Raw genomic sequence first — 16361 nt, 5'->3', positions numbered from 1 at the left:
TATGGGAAAGTTAGCGTTAGCAGCAAAAATTACTCACGTACCGTCGATGTATCTTTCTGAACTGCCGGGTAAAAACCACGGCTGCCGCCAGGGAGCCATCGATGGGCATAAAGAAATCGGCAAGCGGTGCCGCGAGCTGGGCGTGGATACCATCATCGTCTTTGATACCCACTGGCTGGTTAACAGCGCCTACCACATCAACTGTGCCGACCATTTCCAGGGCGTCTACACCAGCAACGAGCTGCCGCATTTTATTCGCGACATGACCTACGACTACGACGGTAATCCGGCGCTCGGCCACCTGATCGCCGACGAAGCGGTCAAGCTCGGGGTCCGCGCCAAAGCGCATAACATTCCAAGCCTGAAGCTGGAGTACGGCACCCTGGTGCCGATGCGCTACATGAACAGCGATAAGCATTTCAAAGTGGTCTCTATCTCGGCGTTCTGTACCGTTCATGATTTTGCCGACAGCCGCAGGCTGGGCGAAGCCATTCTTAAGGCTATCGAGAAATATGACGGCACCGTGGCGGTCTTTGCCAGCGGCTCGCTGTCGCACCGTTTTATCGACGACCAGCGCGCCGAAGAGGGGATGAACAGCTATACCCGCGAGTTCGATCACCAGATGGACGAACGGGTCGTGAAGCTGTGGCGCGAAGGCAAATTCAAAGAGTTCTGCACCATGCTGCCGGAGTACGCCGACTACTGCTTCGGCGAAGGCAATATGCACGACACGGTGATGCTTCTGGGCCTGCTGGGCTGGGACAAATACGACGGCAAAGTAGAGTTTATTACCGAGCTGTTCGCCAGCTCCGGCACAGGCCAGGTCAACGCCGTCTTCCCTCTGCCGGAAACGGCGTAAGGAGCACGCAGAATGCCGCATTTTATCGCTGAATGTACCGACAACATCCGCGAACAGGCTGATTTACCGGGCCTGTTCGGCAAAGTGAACGCCGCGCTGGCGGCCACCGGCATCTTCCCCATCGGCGGCATTCGCAGCCGCGCCATCTGGCTGGATACCTGGCAGATGGCCGACGGCCAGCACGATTACGCCTTTGTGCATATGACGCTGAAAATTGGCGCCGGACGCAGCCAGGAGAGCCGCCAGGACGTGGGCGATATGCTGTTCACGCTGATCAAAGCCCATTTCGCCGCGCTGATGGAGAGCCGCTATCTGGCGCTGTCGTTTGAGATTGATGAACTGCACCCGACGCTGAACTACAAGCAGAACAACGTGCACGCCTTGTTTAAATAGCGTGCGGCCGGTCAGGCCCTCTCCCGCCGGGAGAGGGCGAAACGACGCCGGCTTTTATTTCCGGCGCAGCAGCACCGAATGACGTAACAGGAAGCAACTATGCTCGATAAACATACCCATACCCTGATCGCCCAGCGGCTAAACCAGGCGGAAAAACAGCGTGAACAGATCCGCGCTATTTCGCTGGATCACCCGACGATCACTATCGAAGACGCCTACGCGGTACAGCGCGAATGGGTAAATATGAAAATCGCCGAAGGCCGCGTGCTGAAAGGACATAAAATCGGCCTGACCTCAAAAGCAATGCAGGCCAGTTCGCAAATCAGCGAACCGGATTACGGCGCGCTGCTGGACGATATGTTTTTCCACGACGGCGGCGATATTCCTACCGACCGCTTTATCGTCCCGCGTATCGAAGTGGAGCTGGCCTTCGTGCTGGCCAAACCGCTGCGCGGCCCCCACTGCACCCTGTTCGACGTCTACAACGCCACCGACTACGTGATCCCGGCGCTGGAGCTGATTGACGCCCGCTGCCACAACATCGACCCGGAAACCCAGCGCCCGCGCAAAGTCTTCGACACCATCTCCGATAACGCCGCCAACGCCGGGGTGATCCTCGGCGGCCGCCCGATTAAACCCGACGAGCTGGATCTGCGCTGGATCGCCGCCCTGCTCTATCGCAACGGCGTGATTGAAGAGACCGGCGTCGCCGCGGGGGTGCTGAATCACCCGGCCAACGGCGTGGCCTGGCTGGCGAACAAGCTGGCGCCGTACGACGTCCAGCTGGAAGCCGGGCAGATTATTCTCGGCGGTTCCTTTACCCGTCCGGTACCGGCGCGCAAGGGCGACACCTTCCACGTCGACTACGGCAACATGGGCGCGATTAGCTGCCGCTTTGTCTAGGAGAAACATGATGCATAACGCCTTTAAAGACGCCTTAAAAGCGGGTCGTCCGCAGATTGGCCTGTGGCTGGGGCTGACCAGCAGCTACAGCGCCGAGCTGCTGGCCGGGGCCGGGTTCGACTGGCTGCTGATCGACGGCGAGCATGCGCCAAACAGCGTGCAGACAATCCTGACCCAGCTACAGGCGATCGCTCCCTACCCCAGCCAGCCGGTGGTGCGGCCGTCGTGGAACGACCCGGTGCAGATTAAACAGCTGCTGGATATCGGCGCGCAAACCCTGCTGGTGCCGATGGTGCAGAACGCCGACGAAGCGCGGCTGGCGGTGAAAGCCACCCGCTACCCGCCCGCGGGCATTCGCGGCGTCGGCAGCGCGCTGGCCCGCGCCTCGCGCTGGAACCGCGTCCCGGATTATCTCCATCAGGCCAACGACGCGATGTGCGTGCTGGTGCAGATCGAAACCCGCGAAGCGCTCAACAATCTGCCGCAGATCCTCGATGTCGAGGGCGTGGACGGCGTGTTTATTGGCCCGGCGGATCTGAGCGCCGATATGGGCTTCAGCGGCAACCCGCAGCATCCGGAAGTGCAGGCCGCCATTGAGCGCGCCATCGGGCAAATTCGCGCGGCGGGCAAAGCGCCGGGGATCCTGATGGCCAGCGAGCCGCTGGCGAAGCGCTACCTGGAACTCGGCGCGCTGTTTGTCGCCGTCGGCGTCGATACCACCCTGCTGGCCCGCGGCGCGGAAGCGCTGGCGGCGCGATTTGGCGCGGAAAAAACCGCCCAGGGTTCGTCAGGCGTCTATTAATACCCGCAGTACCCTACAAAATTCCCATTAGAGGAAAATGATAATGAGCGATACATCATCTGCCATCCCGGAAAAGTTCGATCCGGCTAATCAGCACAAGCAGCTGACGGCGCAGCAGCAGTCGGTTATCAACAAGCTCTTTCGCCGCCTGATCGTCTTTTTGTTTGTGCTGTTTATCTTTTCATTTTTAGATCGCATCAATATCGGCTTTGCCGGGCTGACCATGGGGCAGGATCTGGGCCTTAACGCCACCATGTTCGGTCTTGCCACCACCCTGTTTTACGCCACCTACGTGATATTCGGCATTCCCAGCAACGTGATGCTCAGCATCGTTGGCGCTCGCCGCTGGATCGCCACCATCATGGTGCTGTGGGGCATCGCCTCCACCGCCACCATGTTCGCGACCGGGCCGAACAGCCTCTATATCCTGCGCATGCTGGTGGGCATCACCGAGGCCGGTTTTCTGCCCGGCATTCTGCTCTATCTGACCTACTGGTTCCCGGCCTTTTTCCGCGCCCGCGCCAACGCGCTGTTTATGATCGCGATGCCGGTGACCACCGCGCTGGGGTCGATCGTCTCCGGCTATATCCTGTCGATGGACGGCCTGCTGAACCTGCACGGCTGGCAGTGGCTGTTCCTGCTGGAAGGCTTCCCGTCGGTGCTGCTCGGTATTATGGTCTGGTTCTGGCTGGATGATTCGCCGTCGAAGGCGAAATGGCTGACCGCGGACGATAAAAAATGCCTGCAGGAGATGATGGATAACGACCGCCTGACGCTGGTCCAGCCGGAAGGGGCGATCAGCCATCACGCCATGCAGCAGCGCAGCCTGTGGCGGGAAGTGTTCACGCCGATCGTGCTGATGTACACCCTGGCCTACTTCTGCCTGACCAATACGCTCAGCGCGATCAGCATCTGGACGCCGCAGATCCTCAAAAGCTTTAACGAAAGCAGCAGCAATATCACCATCGGCCTGCTGGCGGCGATCCCGCAGATTTGTACCATTCTGGGGATGATCTACTGGAGCCGCCACTCCGATAAACATCAGGAGCGTAAGCACCACACCGCCCTGCCGTTCCTGTTCGCCGCCGCGGGCTGGCTGCTGGCGTCGGCCACCGATCACAACCTGATCCAGCTGCTCGGGATCGTGATGGCCTCCACCGGATCGTTTAGCGCAATGGCCATTTTCTGGACCACGCCGGATCAGTCGATCAGCCTGCGCGCCAGAGCGATCGGTATCGCGGTGATCAACGCGACGGGTAATATCGGATCGGCGCTCAGCCCCTTTATGATCGGCTGGCTGAAGGATATTACCGGCAGCTTCAGCAGCGGCCTGTGGTTCGTCGCCGCCCTGCTGGTCATCGGCGCGATGATTATCTGGGTGATTCCGATGAAAGGAACGCGTCCGCGCGCGACGCCGTAAGGAGCCGCCATGTGCCAGAGCCCGATAGCCAATATCGATATTAATAAAGAGTACGATGAGAGCCTGGGGACGGAAGATGTGCATTATCAATCGTTTGCCAGGATGGCGGAGTTCTTTGGCCGCGATATGCAGGCGCACCGTCACGACCAGTATTTTCAGATGCACTTTCTCGATACCGGGCAGATTGAGCTGCAGCTCGACGATCATCGCTATTCGGTGCAGGCGCCGCTGTTTGTCCTGACGCCGCCCTCGGTGCCGCACGCTTTTATCACCGAGTCCGATAGCGACGGTCACGTGCTGACGGTGCGCGAGGATCTGGTCTGGCCGCTGCTGGAGGTGCTCTATCCCGGCACGCGGGAGGCTTTCGGTCTGCCGGGCATCTGCCTGTCGCTGGCCGACAGGCCCGAGGAGCTGGCGGCGCTGGCGCACTACTGGCGGCTGATTGAACGGGAATCGACGTCGCAGCTGCCGGGGCGGGAACATACCCTGACGCTGCTGGCGCAGGCGGTGTTCACCCTGTTGCTGCGCAACGCGAAGCTTGACGATCACGCGGCCAGCGGGATACGCGGCGAGCTCAAGCTGTTCCAGCGGTTTAACCAGCTGATCGACGGCCACTACCATCAGCACTGGACGGTGCCGGATTACGCCAGCGAGCTGCATCTGACCGAATCCCGGTTAACCGATATCTGCCGCCGCTTCGCCAACCGGCCGCCCAAACGGCTGATTTTCGACAGGCAGCTGCGCGAAGCCAAGAGGCTACTGCTCTTTTCCGACAGCGCGGTCAACGAGATAGCCTGGCAGCTGGGCTTTAAGGATCCGGCCTATTTTGCCCGCTTTTTTAACCGCTTAGTCGGCTGCTCGCCGAGCGCGTTCAGAACGCAAAAAGTACCGGTATCATAAGATCTTACCGGGGACGGCGCGGCGAGTTCGCAGCCGTCTGAGAGGCGGTAGCCCGGGCAAAGCGCGTCAGGCGCCGCCCCCGGGAGCAGAGCGCAGAGTCGCTGCATTTCCCGGAGGCGATGCTGCGCATCTGTCCGGCCTACAAATTCAAAACCCACCCTGGCTTGTCGTCGGATCATCGGGGAGCCAGGCCGGAAAATAGAAAAACCAACCCCCGATCACATAACCCAACCCCGCCTGAAAAGTACCGACCGTTGACCTAAAAGTCTCTTCACGAAAGCCGCGTTAACCGCTTCAATTGAACAACAAAAACAAAACATAAATTTAACATCGCATTCCGATTAATACTGAAGAGGTCACCTATGAAACCTGAAAATTTCCGTGCCGACGCTAAACGCCCGTTAACCGGTGAAGAGTACCTGAAGAGCCTGCAGGACGGCCGCGAAATCTATATCTACGGCGAACGCGTTAAGGACGTGACCACCCACCCGGCGTTCCGCAACGCCGCCGCCTCCGTCGCCCAGATGTACGACGCGCTGCATAAACCCGAGCTGCAGGATACCCTGTGCTGGGGCACCGATACCGGCAGCGGCGGCTATACCCACAAGTTCTTCCGCGTCGCGAAAAGCGCCGACGATCTGCGCCAGCAGCGCGACGCTATCGCCGAATGGTCGCGCCTGAGCTACGGCTGGATGGGCCGTACCCCGGACTACAAAGCCGCGTTCGGCTGCGCGCTAGGCGCAAACCCGGCGTTTTATGGTCAGTTTGAACAGAACGCCCGTAACTGGTACACCCGCATCCAGGAAACCGGCCTCTACTTTAACCACGCCATCGTCAACCCGCCCATCGACCGCCATAAGCCAGCCGACGAAGTGAAAGACGTCTATATCAAGCTGGAAAAAGAGACCGATGCCGGGATCATCGTCAGCGGCGCGAAAGTGGTAGCCACCAACTCGGCGCTCACCCACTACAACATGATTGGCTTCGGCTCGGCGCAGGTGATGGGCGAAAACCCGGACTTCGCGCTGATGTTCGTCGCGCCGATGGACGCCGAAGGGGTCAAGCTTATCTCCCGCGCCTCCTATGAGCTGGTCGCCGGAGCAACCGGATCGCCCTACGATTATCCGCTCTCCAGCCGCTTCGACGAGAACGATGCGATCCTGGTGATGGATAATGTGCTGATCCCATGGGAAAACGTGCTGATCTATCGCGACTTCGATCGCTGCCGCCGCTGGACGATGGAGGGCGGTTTCGCCCGCATGTATCCGCTGCAGGCCTGCGTGCGTCTGGCCGTGAAGCTCGACTTTATCACCGCCCTTCTCAAGCGCTCGCTGGAGTGTACCGGCACCCTGGAGTTCCGCGGCGTGCAGGCGGATCTCGGCGAAGTGGTGGCCTGGCGCAATATGTTCTGGGCGCTGAGCGACTCGATGTGCGCCGAAGCCACGCCGTGGGTTAACGGCGCGTATCTGCCGGATCACGCCGCGCTGCAAACCTATCGCGTGATGGCGCCGATGGCCTACGCCAAAATCAAAAACATTATTGAACGCAACGTCACCAGCGGCCTGATCTATCTGCCGTCCAGCGCCCGCGATCTCAATAATCCGCAGATCAACGAATATCTGGCGAAATACGTGCGCGGATCGAACGGTATGGATCACGTCGAGCGCATCAAGATCCTCAAACTGATGTGGGACGCCATCGGCAGCGAGTTTGGCGGCCGTCATGAGCTGTACGAAATCAACTACTCCGGTAGCCAGGATGAGATTCGCCTGCAGTGCCTGCGTCAGGCGCAGAGCTCCGGCAACATGGACAAAATGATGGCGATGGTGGATCGCTGCCTGTCCGAGTACGACCAGAACGGCTGGACGGTGCCGCATCTGCACAACAATACCGATATCAACATGCTGGATAAGCTGCTGAAGTAACCGGCAGCGGGAGGTCACAATGCAATTAGATGAACAACGTCTGCGTTTTCGCGATGCCATGGCCAGTCTGTCGGCCGCCGTTAACGTCATCACCACCGAAGGCGAGGCGGGCCGCTGCGGTATCACCGCCACCGCGGTCTGTTCGGTGACCGATACGCCGCCGTCGGTAATGGTCTGCATCAACGCTAACAGCGCGATGAATCCGGTGTTCCAGGGCAACGGCAAGCTGTGCATCAACGTACTGAACCACGAGCAAGAGGAGATGGCCCGCCACTTCGCTGGCATGACCGGGATGACGATGGATGACCGTTTCGGCCTCAGCGGCTGGCAAAAAGGCGCGCTGGGCCAGCCGGTGCTGAAAGGCGCGCTGGCGAGCCTCGAGGGCGAGATTAGCCAGGTGCAGACCATCGGTAGCCACCTGGTCTATCTGGTGGAAATCAGGAACATTACCCTGAGCCAGCAGGGCCACGGGCTGATCTACTTTAAGCGCCGCTTCCATCCGGTGATGATGGAGATGGACGTCGTGGCGTAGTTTTGCCTTCCCCTCTCTCGCGGGAGAGGGGATTACCTCGCTTCCCCCCATCGTCACGGCGGGAATATCCCTGTGATCTCAATCACATATTTAAGCCTACCGGGATTCCTGCCCAACCGCTTACCCCTGCAAGTGACCGCTTAACCCCGGATATAACCACTCACAGATTTACCCAACTTTACGCGCGCGACGTTCTGGCAAGATGGTCCCCAGCATAGCTAATCAATGCCTCCTCAAACCCTAACTAAACCCAGACGGCTTCGGCCCATTATTCATCTTATTAAGCCAGGTTTTACTATGGATACTAAAAAGTTATTCAAGCACATACCTTGGGTGATTCTTGGAATCATCGGGGCATTTTGCCTCTCGGTCGTCGCTCTGCGCCGCGGCGAGCACGTCAGTGCGCTGTGGATCGTGGTGGCCTCGGTTTCCGTCTACCTCGTCGCCTACCGTTATTACAGCCTGTACATTGCGCAAAAGGTCATGAAGCTCGACCCTACGCGCTCCACGCCTGCGGTGATTAACAACGATGGCCTGAACTATGTCCCGACCAACCGCTACGTGCTGTTCGGCCACCACTTTGCCGCGATTGCCGGCGCCGGTCCGCTGGTGGGCCCGGTGCTCGCCGCACAGATGGGTTACCTGCCGGGTACCCTGTGGCTGCTGGCGGGCGTCGTGCTGGCAGGGGCGGTGCAGGACTTTATGGTGCTGTTTATCTCCTCGCGCCGTAACGGTGCCTCGCTGGGGGAAATGATCAAGCAGGAGATGGGTCCGGTGCCGGGCTCCATCGCGCTGTTTGGCTGCTTCCTGATAATGATCATCATCCTTGCGGTGCTGGCGTTAATCGTGGTGAAAGCGCTGGCGGAAAGCCCGTGGGGCGTCTTCACCGTCTGCTCGACCGTGCCGATCGCCCTGTTTATGGGGATCTACATGCGCTTCCTGCGCCCGGGCCGCGTAGGCGAAGTATCGGTGATTGGTATCGTCCTGCTGGTAGCGTCGATTTACTTCGGCGGCGTGATTGCCCACGACCCGTACTGGGGCCCGGCGCTGACCTTTAAAGACACCACTATTACCTTTACCCTGATTGGCTACGCGTTTATCTCGGCGCTGCTGCCGGTCTGGCTGATTCTGGCGCCGCGCGACTACCTGGCGACCTTCCTGAAAATTGGCGTTATCGTCGGCCTGGCGCTGGGCATTGTTATCCTCAACCCGGACCTGAAAATGCCGGCGGTAACCCAGTACATTGACGGTACCGGTCCGCTGTGGAAAGGCGCGCTGTTCCCGTTCCTGTTTATCACTATCGCCTGCGGCGCGGTCTCCGGCTTCCACGCCCTGATCGCCTCCGGCACCACGCCGAAGCTGCTGGCTAACGAAACCGACGCCCGCTTTATCGGCTACGGCGCGATGCTGATGGAGTCCTTCGTGGCGGTGATGGCGCTGGTAGCGGCCTCAATTATCGAACCGGGCCTCTACTTCGCGATGAACACCCCGCCGGCGGGTCTGGGCATCACCATGCCGAACCTGCACGAAATGGGCGGTGAGAACGCCGCGCTGATTGCCGCCCAGCTGAGGGATGTCACCGCACACGCGGCGGCGACCGTCAGCTCCTGGGGCTTCGTGATCTCACCTGAGCAAATCCTGCAAACCGCGAAAGATATCGGCGAACCGTCGGTACTGAACCGCGCGGGCGGCGCGCCGACGCTGGCCGTGGGTATCGCTCACGTGTTCCACAAAATCATCCCGATGGCGGATATGGGCTTCTGGTACCACTTCGGTATTCTGTTTGAAGCGCTGTTTATCCTCACCGCGCTGGATGCCGGTACCCGTGCAGGCCGCTTTATGCTGCAGGATCTGCTGGGCAACTTCGTGCCGTTCCTCAAGAAAACCGACTCGCTGGTGGCCGGTGTTATCGGTACCGCGGGTTGCGTCGGCCTGTGGGGCTACCTGCTGTATCAGGGCGTGGTCGACCCGCTGGGCGGCGTGAAGAGCCTGTGGCCGCTGTTCGGTATCTCTAACCAGATGCTGGCCGCCGTAGCGCTGGTGCTCGGCACCGTGGTGCTGGTCAAAATGCAGCGCACCAAATATATCTGGGTCACCGTGATCCCGGCCGCATGGCTGCTGCTGTGCACCACCTGGGCGCTGGGCCTGAAACTGTTCAGCACCAACCCGCAGATGGAAGGCTTCTTCTTCATGGCGCAGCAGTATAAAGAGAAGATCGCCGCCGGCGGCGAACTGACCGCGCAGCAGATTGCCAACATGAACCATATCGTGGTGAACAACTACACCAATGCGGGTCTGAGCATTCTGTTCCTGGTGGTGGTCTACAGCATCATCTTCTACGGCATCAAAACCTGGCTCAACGTGCGCAACAATAAAGTGCGTACCGACAAAGAGACCCCGTACGTGCCGGTACCGGAAGGCGGCGTGAAGACCTCTTCGCATCACTAAACCTTAATGCCGGATGGCGCTACGCTTATCCGGTCTACACAAACGAATGTTTGTAGGCCGGATGAGGCGCTAGCCGCCATCCGGCTTTATTCGTTCTCTGGGACTCACAATGTTTGGTAACTTAGGTCAGGCAAAAAAATACCTCGGTCAGGCAGCGAAAATGCTGATTGGCATTCCGGATTACGATAATTACGTCGAGCATATGCAGACTAACCATCCGGACAAGCCGTACATGACCTACGATGAATTCTTTCGCGAACGCCAGCAGGCCCGCTACGGCGGCGACGGCAAAGGCGGCGTACGCTGCTGCTAATGGAGGCAAACATGGCACCGATTGCAGTCACCCTGCTCACCGGTTTTCTTGGCGCGGGTAAAACCACCCTGCTGCGCCATATCCTGAACGAACGGCACGGCTTTAAAATTGCCGTTATCGAAAACGAATTTGGCGAAGTCGCCGTCGATGACCAGCTTATCGGCGATCGCGCCACGCAGATTAAAACCCTGACCAACGGCTGCATCTGCTGTACCCGTTCCAACGAACTGGAAGACGCCCTGCTCGATCTGCTCGACAGCCGCGATCGCGGAGAAATTGATTTTGACCGGCTGGTGATCGAATGCACAGGCATGGCCGACCCCGGCCCGATTATCCAGACCTTTTTCTCTCACGATGTGCTGTGTGAACGCTATCTGCTGGATGGCGTGATTGCGCTGGTTGACGCGGTGCATGCCGACCAGCAGATGAATCAGTTCACCATTGCCCAGTCGCAGGTGGGCTACGCCGATCGTATCCTGCTCACCAAAACTGACGTGGCGGGCGACAGCGACAAGCTCCGCGAACGGCTGATGCGTATTAACGCCCGCGCGCCGATTTACAACGTCACCCACGGCGATATCGACCTGAATCTGCTGTTTAACACCAGCGGCTTTATGCTGGAAGAGAACGTGGTCAGCAGCAAACCGCGCTTCCACTTTATGGCCGATAAGCAGAACGACGTGTCGTCTATCGTGGTGGAGCTGGATTATCCGGTGGATATCAGCGACGTGTCGCGGGTGATGGAAAACCTGCTGCTCACCTTCGCTGAACAGCTGATGCGCTATAAAGGGATGCTGTGGATCGACGGCGAGCCCAACCGCCTGCTGTTTCAGGGCGTTCAACGGCTATACAGCGCCGACTGGGACCGGCCGTGGGGCGATGAGCGGCCGCACAGTACCCTGGTGTTTATTGGGATACAGCTTCCGGAAGATGAGATTCGCACCGCATTTGCGAGCCTGCGCAAGTAGTCATGTCGCATTCCCCCTCTTCTGGAGGGGGAATGCGCGGATTAAATGTAAAACTCTGTTCTTATATGTAACAACAGAAATGTTTTTGGAAATAATTAGAAAGCCAATTATTGCGTCCACAACCGCTTTTTCGCGCCTGTTCAGCGAATATTTAGCCAAAAGATTCAACTCACGCTCAACGGCTAAAGATTACCCATTGACTCCGCAGTAAAAACAACTAACAAACAACACAAATAAATATATCCAATAACAAAATTAGCATAAAACAGCCATCACTCGCTGATTTGCAGTCATAAAAATCGATTGTTAAGGTGCCCTCCGCGTAATGTAATGATGAGGCATAAAACATGAAAAAGCTGAATATCCTTCTTCTCTCGGCGTTGGCTGCCGTCTCGGGATCCGCGCTCGCGATGGGCGGCACCGTTGAGCAGGGCAAGAACTTCACTAACCTGAATCTGGAAATGGGGAAATCCTCTTCTGGCCTGTATGTGGAAAGCAACTGGCTCAAAAATACCGATGACGGTACCCAGACAGGCGGCGTAGGCGCGGGTTATAACCTGGAACTCGGCCCGGTGATGTTCAATGCCGGCGCGAAAGCCATCTACCTCGGCCCTAAAAAAGGCGATAACGGCGTGGCCTTCCCCATCGGCGGCGGCGTCAACGTGGCCCTGACCGACAGCATCCATCTCTATGGTGAGGGCTATGCCGCACCGGAGGGCCTGAACAATAGCGTCAAAAACTACGTTGAAGCCAACGGCGGCGTAAGCTGGACGCCAATCACCCCGGTCACGCTGAAAGTGGGCTATCGCCATGTCAGCGTCGACGGCAAAGATGGCCGTCCGGGCCACACGCTGATTGACGGCGCCTATGTCGGCGGCGGGGTTACCTTCTGATGAACGGCCGCTTCGCCGCGCTTTGCGTTCTGAGCTTCACCGTGCTGCTGTCAGGCTGCGTCCAGTACAAATGGGTGAAGCCGGGAGTCAGCGATACGGAGATGAATAAAAAGCTCACGGAGTGCGAAGCGCAGGCGCTGATCGATCTCCCCCCGGATAACGTCGTCACCGGTTCAAGCTCGGAAAAAACGGACAAAAAGAACAAGAAGAAGGATATTTCCACCAGCTATACGGTTGAGGACGCCAATGAGGGGCGCAGGGATACGCTCGTCGACAGCTGCATGTTTAAGAGCGGCTGGGATAAGATTGAAGTTCAGTGAACGCCAAAAAACCTGCCAGATGGCAGGTTTTTGTCTTCACGCCGTTATTTATGCACGACCACCAGCTTCTGATTCACAAACTCTTTAATCCCGAGATCGGAAAGCTCGCGGCCGAACCCGGAGCGCTTAACGCCGCCAAACGGCAGCTCCGGAGCGGTATCGGTTAGCCAGTTGATATAGACCATACCGGTTTCAATCCGCGACGCCATGCGTTTCGCCCTGTCGATATCCTGGCTGAATACGGCTCCGCCGAGGCCATAGTGCGAATCGTTGGCCAGCTTCACCGCCTCATCGTCATCTTTCACCACGTAGATTTGCGCGACCGGGCCGAAGAACTCTTCGAAGTAGGCCGGATTATCGCGGGTAATGCCGGTCAGTATAGTGGGCTCGAAAAAGCTGCCTTCCCGCTGCGCGGGTTTGCCGCCCAGGTGCAGCTTCGCGCCGTTTTTCACCGCGTCGTTCACCTGCCTGGTCAGCGTCTCCAGCGCATCTTTTGAAGAGAGCGGGCCCAGCGTGGTACTTTCGTCCAGCGGATCGCCAATTTTCACCTCGCGGAAGGCTTGCGTAAACTGGCTGAGGAAAGCGTCGGCAATTTTTTCATGCAGGATAAAGCGCTTCGCCGCGGTGCACACCTGGCCTGCGTTGTTGAGCCGCGCCTGCACGCCGATCTTCACCGCCTTCTCCAGATCGGCGTCGTCCAGGACCACAAAGACATCGTTGCCGCCCAGTTCAAGCGTCGCTTTCTTGATGTGTTTAGCCGCCTGCGCCGCCACCACGCTACCGGCTTTTTCCGAGCCGGTCAGGGCCGCACCCTGTACGCGATCGTCGGCGATAATCTTCGCCACCTGATCCTGAGAAATAAACAGGTTTGTCCACGCCCCCTCCGGCGCACCGGCTTCGCGTACCAGGTGGGCGAAGGTTTCCGCGCAGTGTGGGACGATGCTGGCATGTTTGGCGATAACCGGGTTCCCCGCCGCCAGGTTCGGTGCCAGCACGCGCATAAGCTGATAATAAGGGAAGTTCCACGGTTCTACCGCCATCAGTACGCCGATGGGATGGTGTTCAACCCAGGCTTCACCCAACTCGGACGGATACTTTACCGGCGCCAAAAACTGTTTGGCGTTGTCGGCGTAGTAGCGGGCAATTTGCGCGCACAGCTTCACTTCACCGCGGCTTTGCTCAATGAGTTTGCCCATTTCCTGGCTGGCGATTTTCGCCAGCTCGTCAACCCGGCCGTCGATCAGATCCGCCAGCTTGTGCAGCACCGATAGCCGCTGCGCTATATCGCCTTTCGACCACGACGAATGATATAGCGCATCCGCCTTCTGCAGAGCCGCTTCCACGTCCGCGTCGCTGTGTGCCGGGTACGCTTTGATAAGCTGATTGTTTGCAGGATTCACCGTCTGATAAGCCATATCGCATGTCTCCTTGTTATCGCTGTTAACGCAGTCATAAATACCGCACAGGATATTAAGGGTAGTCGAGATAGCTGAGGATGCGTCCAGACTCAGAGAGATACGGAATTTTCCCGAAATGGAACGGAGCGCGCTATCGGCATAAATCGCTCATAAATAACAGCGTAATATCAATAAGTTAGTGAGTGTCACCCCGGATATCCGCCTCCGACAAACCGGTAATTCTCAGCACCGTTTCCAGGGCCATACCTTCGGCGAGCATCGTTTGAGCAATACGCTGCGCTTCGGCGCGCTGCCCCTCCTCAACGCCCTCAAGTCGTCCTTCCTGGCGACCTTCCCGCTTCCCCTGCCTGCGCCCCACTTCACGTAACCTTTCGGCGATAGTCATGAGCTTCTCCTTATGCTGCGGAACACGCTGAGCCACTTCGCGGATAAATTTCCCCAACCGAAGCGCTTTGCCCGAGTGAATCAGGTAATTAAACAGCGTTTTTAGCTGCCTGTCATTAGCGTATCCGCTAAGCAAAATGGCCGTCAGATGTTCCACAATGCCCAGCAAATCGCGCTGACGAATATGTTTTTGCATCAGCTCCAGTAAGGCGACTCTTCGATGCTGGACAATTTCGTCATCAGGCACGACGGTAATATCCACCAGCGGAAACGGCATGGTATAAACAGCAATCCCCCTCAGCTAAGGAGCCCACCGTGAGCCATACGCGCGATATTCAGCAAACCTTCTGGCGCGACGAACAGCTGCCCTGGCTGGAGCTGCGCAGCACCTGGCAAAGCCGTCAGGCCTATAAACGTCACCGCCATCCGCAGCTCTCCGTGGGGGCGATTATCGAGGGGGAAACGCGCTGTATCTGCAACGGGCAGGAGTATCTGCTGCGGCCGGGCGATCTGATTATTATCCCCGCCCAGGCGCCCCACAGCTGCAATCCGCGCGACGGCCAGCCGCGCAGCTACCATATGCTCTATCTCGAGCTAAGCTGGTGCTGGCGGCAGCTGGCAAACGATGCGCATCACGAGCGGCTGATAACCTCCCGGCCGGTGATTCGCGATGCCGGGCTCTTTGCCCGGTATCTGCAGATCGTGGCGTTGATGACTCAGCAAAACACCGCCGCGCTACCCGCCAGCGTCGCCCGGTTCCTGCGCGACCTGCCGCTGCGCCCGCTCGCGCCTGTGGCGCTTAGTCAGACCAGCGCGCGTTTGTTCAGTCGTCTGGCAACCAATCTGCAGGCGCCGCCGACGCTGGATAGCCTCGCCGATGAGTTTGCGCTGCGCAAAGAGACGCTGATCCGCGCCTTCAAGCAGGATACCGGCCTGACGCCCGCCAGCTTTATCAATATCGCGCGGATTGAATTCGCCAAAACGCGCCTGCGCGCCGGGGATACTATCGCCGATGTCGGCTACCAGGCCGGGTTTGCCGACCAGAGCCACTTTCATAAAACCTTTGTCAGCTATACCGCCGCCACGCCGCGCCAGTATGCGCAGTCCCGATCAATAACAGACAATAATTAGCGTTTACGCTGGCGTAAGGTGACCTCAGATTAATACTGAGGTTGCTATGGACATACTCGCTACGCTCTTTCCCTCCGCCTTCCCCGCGCTGGCGCTCTCCCATTTTGTCGCCCTGCTGAGCCCCGGGCCGGATTTTTTTCTGCTGGTGGGCTACGCCATCCGCTACCGCCTGCGCGGCAGCGTCGGCCTGTGTATCGGCATTGCCGCCGGAAACGGTCTGTATATTCTTCTGGCCATTATCGGCTGGGGGATCCTGCGCCAGGAGCCGCTGCTGTTTACGGTGATTGAGCTGCTGGGCGCGGCGTATTTACTGTGGATTGGCAGCCTGCTGCTCAGAAGCCGTCCGACCACGCTGGCGCTGCACGGCGCCTCGGCTTCGCGCCCGCCGCTGGTGAAACAGCTTTTTCTCGGGCTGGGTTCTTCGCTGCTCAATCCGAAAAACGCGCTGTTCTACCTCGCGCTGATGACCTCCCTGCTGGGCCCGAACGTCACGCTGGTGCAGCAGGCCGTCAGCGGAGCCTGGATGACCAGCGTGGTGTTGATATGGGATCTGTTGCTGGTCACGCTGATTGCGCTACCGTCGGTGCAGCGCCGCCTTTCCGCCGTCGTCTGGCGAGTCGAGCGCACGGCCGGCGGCGTATTGATGGCTTTTGGTTGTTGGATTGTGTGGCAGTTTTTGCACGAGTTCGCCGTCAGGCTATATGCTTAAGCTTATGGAAAAACTCGCTGAACTGAAACGCGCCAAGCTGCTG

16 protein-coding genes and 1 pseudogene are annotated in these 16361 nt (G+C 58.6%); 15 read left to right on the top strand and 2 right to left on the bottom strand.

Annotation, left to right across the window (positions count from 1 at the left end; all coding sequences use genetic code 11):
- The first annotated feature begins 1 nt into the window (after window position 1).
- The 13 genes from hpaD to FQK12_RS19855 all read left to right on the top strand — a co-directional run bounded on the left by hpaD (window position 2) and on the right by FQK12_RS19855 (window position 12676).
- Entirely contained in the window at window positions 2-859 is an 858-nt protein-coding gene (gene hpaD, locus FQK12_RS19915) for a 3,4-dihydroxyphenylacetate 2,3-dioxygenase (protein ID WP_004098307.1), read from the top strand.
- A 12-nt stretch (window positions 860-871) separates the two neighbouring features.
- Window positions 872-1252, top strand: coding sequence for a 5-carboxymethyl-2-hydroxymuconate Delta-isomerase (locus tag FQK12_RS19910; protein WP_014227786.1), 381 nt, complete (start codon window positions 872-874; stop codon window positions 1250-1252).
- 99 nt (window positions 1253-1351) lie between these two features.
- A complete protein-coding gene (hpaH, locus tag FQK12_RS19905; RefSeq protein WP_004098303.1) occupies window positions 1352-2155 on the top strand; it encodes a 2-oxo-hept-4-ene-1,7-dioate hydratase in 804 nt (267 codons plus the stop codon).
- A gap of 10 nt (window positions 2156-2165) precedes the next feature.
- On the top strand, window positions 2166-2957 hold the full coding sequence (gene hpaI, locus FQK12_RS19900; RefSeq protein WP_004098302.1) for a 4-hydroxy-2-oxoheptanedioate aldolase: 792 nt from the start codon (window positions 2166-2168) through the stop codon (window positions 2955-2957).
- A 43-nt stretch (window positions 2958-3000) separates the two neighbouring features.
- Window positions 3001-4377: a 4-hydroxyphenylacetate permease gene (hpaX, locus tag FQK12_RS19895; RefSeq protein WP_014227785.1), complete on the top strand. Its 1377-nt coding sequence runs from the start codon at window positions 3001-3003 to the stop codon at window positions 4375-4377.
- 9 nt (window positions 4378-4386) lie between these two features.
- On the top strand, window positions 4387-5277 hold the full coding sequence (gene hpaA, locus FQK12_RS19890; protein ID WP_009652862.1) for a 4-hydroxyphenylacetate catabolism regulatory protein HpaA: 891 nt from the start codon (window positions 4387-4389) through the stop codon (window positions 5275-5277).
- A 362-nt stretch (window positions 5278-5639) separates the two neighbouring features.
- On the top strand, window positions 5640-7202 hold the full coding sequence (gene hpaB, locus FQK12_RS19885; protein WP_004128599.1) for a 4-hydroxyphenylacetate 3-monooxygenase, oxygenase component: 1563 nt from the start codon (window positions 5640-5642) through the stop codon (window positions 7200-7202).
- 19 nt (window positions 7203-7221) lie between these two features.
- Window positions 7222-7734 carry a 4-hydroxyphenylacetate 3-monooxygenase reductase subunit gene (locus FQK12_RS19880; RefSeq protein ID WP_004098296.1) on the top strand — a complete coding sequence of 171 codons (513 nt, stop codon included), beginning with the start codon at window positions 7222-7224 and terminating at the stop codon, window positions 7732-7734.
- A gap of 297 nt (window positions 7735-8031) precedes the next feature.
- Entirely contained in the window at window positions 8032-10182 is a 2151-nt protein-coding gene (gene btsT, locus FQK12_RS19875) for a pyruvate/proton symporter BtsT (RefSeq protein WP_014227784.1), read from the top strand.
- A 109-nt stretch (window positions 10183-10291) separates the two neighbouring features.
- Window positions 10292-10495, top strand: a complete 204-nt coding sequence (locus FQK12_RS19870) for a YbdD/YjiX family protein (RefSeq protein ID WP_004098292.1) — start codon at window positions 10292-10294, stop codon at window positions 10493-10495.
- 11 nt (window positions 10496-10506) lie between these two features.
- Window positions 10507-11463, top strand: a complete 957-nt coding sequence (gene yjiA, locus FQK12_RS19865) for a GTPase (RefSeq protein ID WP_014227783.1) — start codon at window positions 10507-10509, stop codon at window positions 11461-11463.
- 347 nt (window positions 11464-11810) lie between these two features.
- Window positions 11811-12356: a YfaZ family outer membrane protein gene (locus FQK12_RS19860; RefSeq protein ID WP_014227782.1), complete on the top strand. Its 546-nt coding sequence runs from the start codon at window positions 11811-11813 to the stop codon at window positions 12354-12356.
- Window positions 12356-12676 carry a hypothetical protein gene (locus FQK12_RS19855; protein ID WP_004098289.1) on the top strand — a complete coding sequence of 107 codons (321 nt, stop codon included), beginning with the start codon at window positions 12356-12358 and terminating at the stop codon, window positions 12674-12676. Before FQK12_RS19860 ends, FQK12_RS19855 begins: the two co-directional genes overlap by 1 nt.
- Window positions 12677-12720: 44 nt before the next feature.
- Here the strand turns inward: FQK12_RS19855 and FQK12_RS19850 are convergent, their stop codons facing one another.
- Window positions 12721-14091 carry an NAD-dependent succinate-semialdehyde dehydrogenase gene (locus FQK12_RS19850; protein ID WP_014227781.1) on the bottom strand — a complete coding sequence of 457 codons (1371 nt, stop codon included), beginning with the start codon at window positions 14089-14091 and terminating at the stop codon, window positions 12721-12723.
- Between the two features lie 178 nt (window positions 14092-14269).
- A pseudogene (locus FQK12_RS19845) lies at window positions 14270-14764 on the bottom strand (Rpn family recombination-promoting nuclease/putative transposase); the annotation flags it as partial.
- A 29-nt stretch (window positions 14765-14793) separates the two neighbouring features.
- Here FQK12_RS19845 and FQK12_RS19840 point away from each other — a divergent pair.
- Both FQK12_RS19840 and FQK12_RS19835 read left to right on the top strand, forming a co-directional pair.
- Window positions 14794-15609, top strand: coding sequence for an AraC family transcriptional regulator (locus FQK12_RS19840; protein WP_014227779.1), 816 nt, complete (start codon window positions 14794-14796; stop codon window positions 15607-15609).
- A 46-nt stretch (window positions 15610-15655) separates the two neighbouring features.
- Window positions 15656-16318, top strand: a complete 663-nt coding sequence (locus FQK12_RS19835; protein WP_014227778.1) for a LysE family translocator — start codon at window positions 15656-15658, stop codon at window positions 16316-16318.
- Window positions 16319-16361: the final 43 nt, after the last annotated feature.

The sequence above is a fragment of the Klebsiella sp. ME-303 genome, assembly GCF_007910085.1.
Lineage (GTDB): Bacteria > Pseudomonadota > Gammaproteobacteria > Enterobacterales > Enterobacteriaceae > Klebsiella > Klebsiella michiganensis.
The sequence above is the reverse complement of the archived record's forward strand: the minus strand, read 5'-3'. Positions and strand labels throughout refer to the sequence as shown.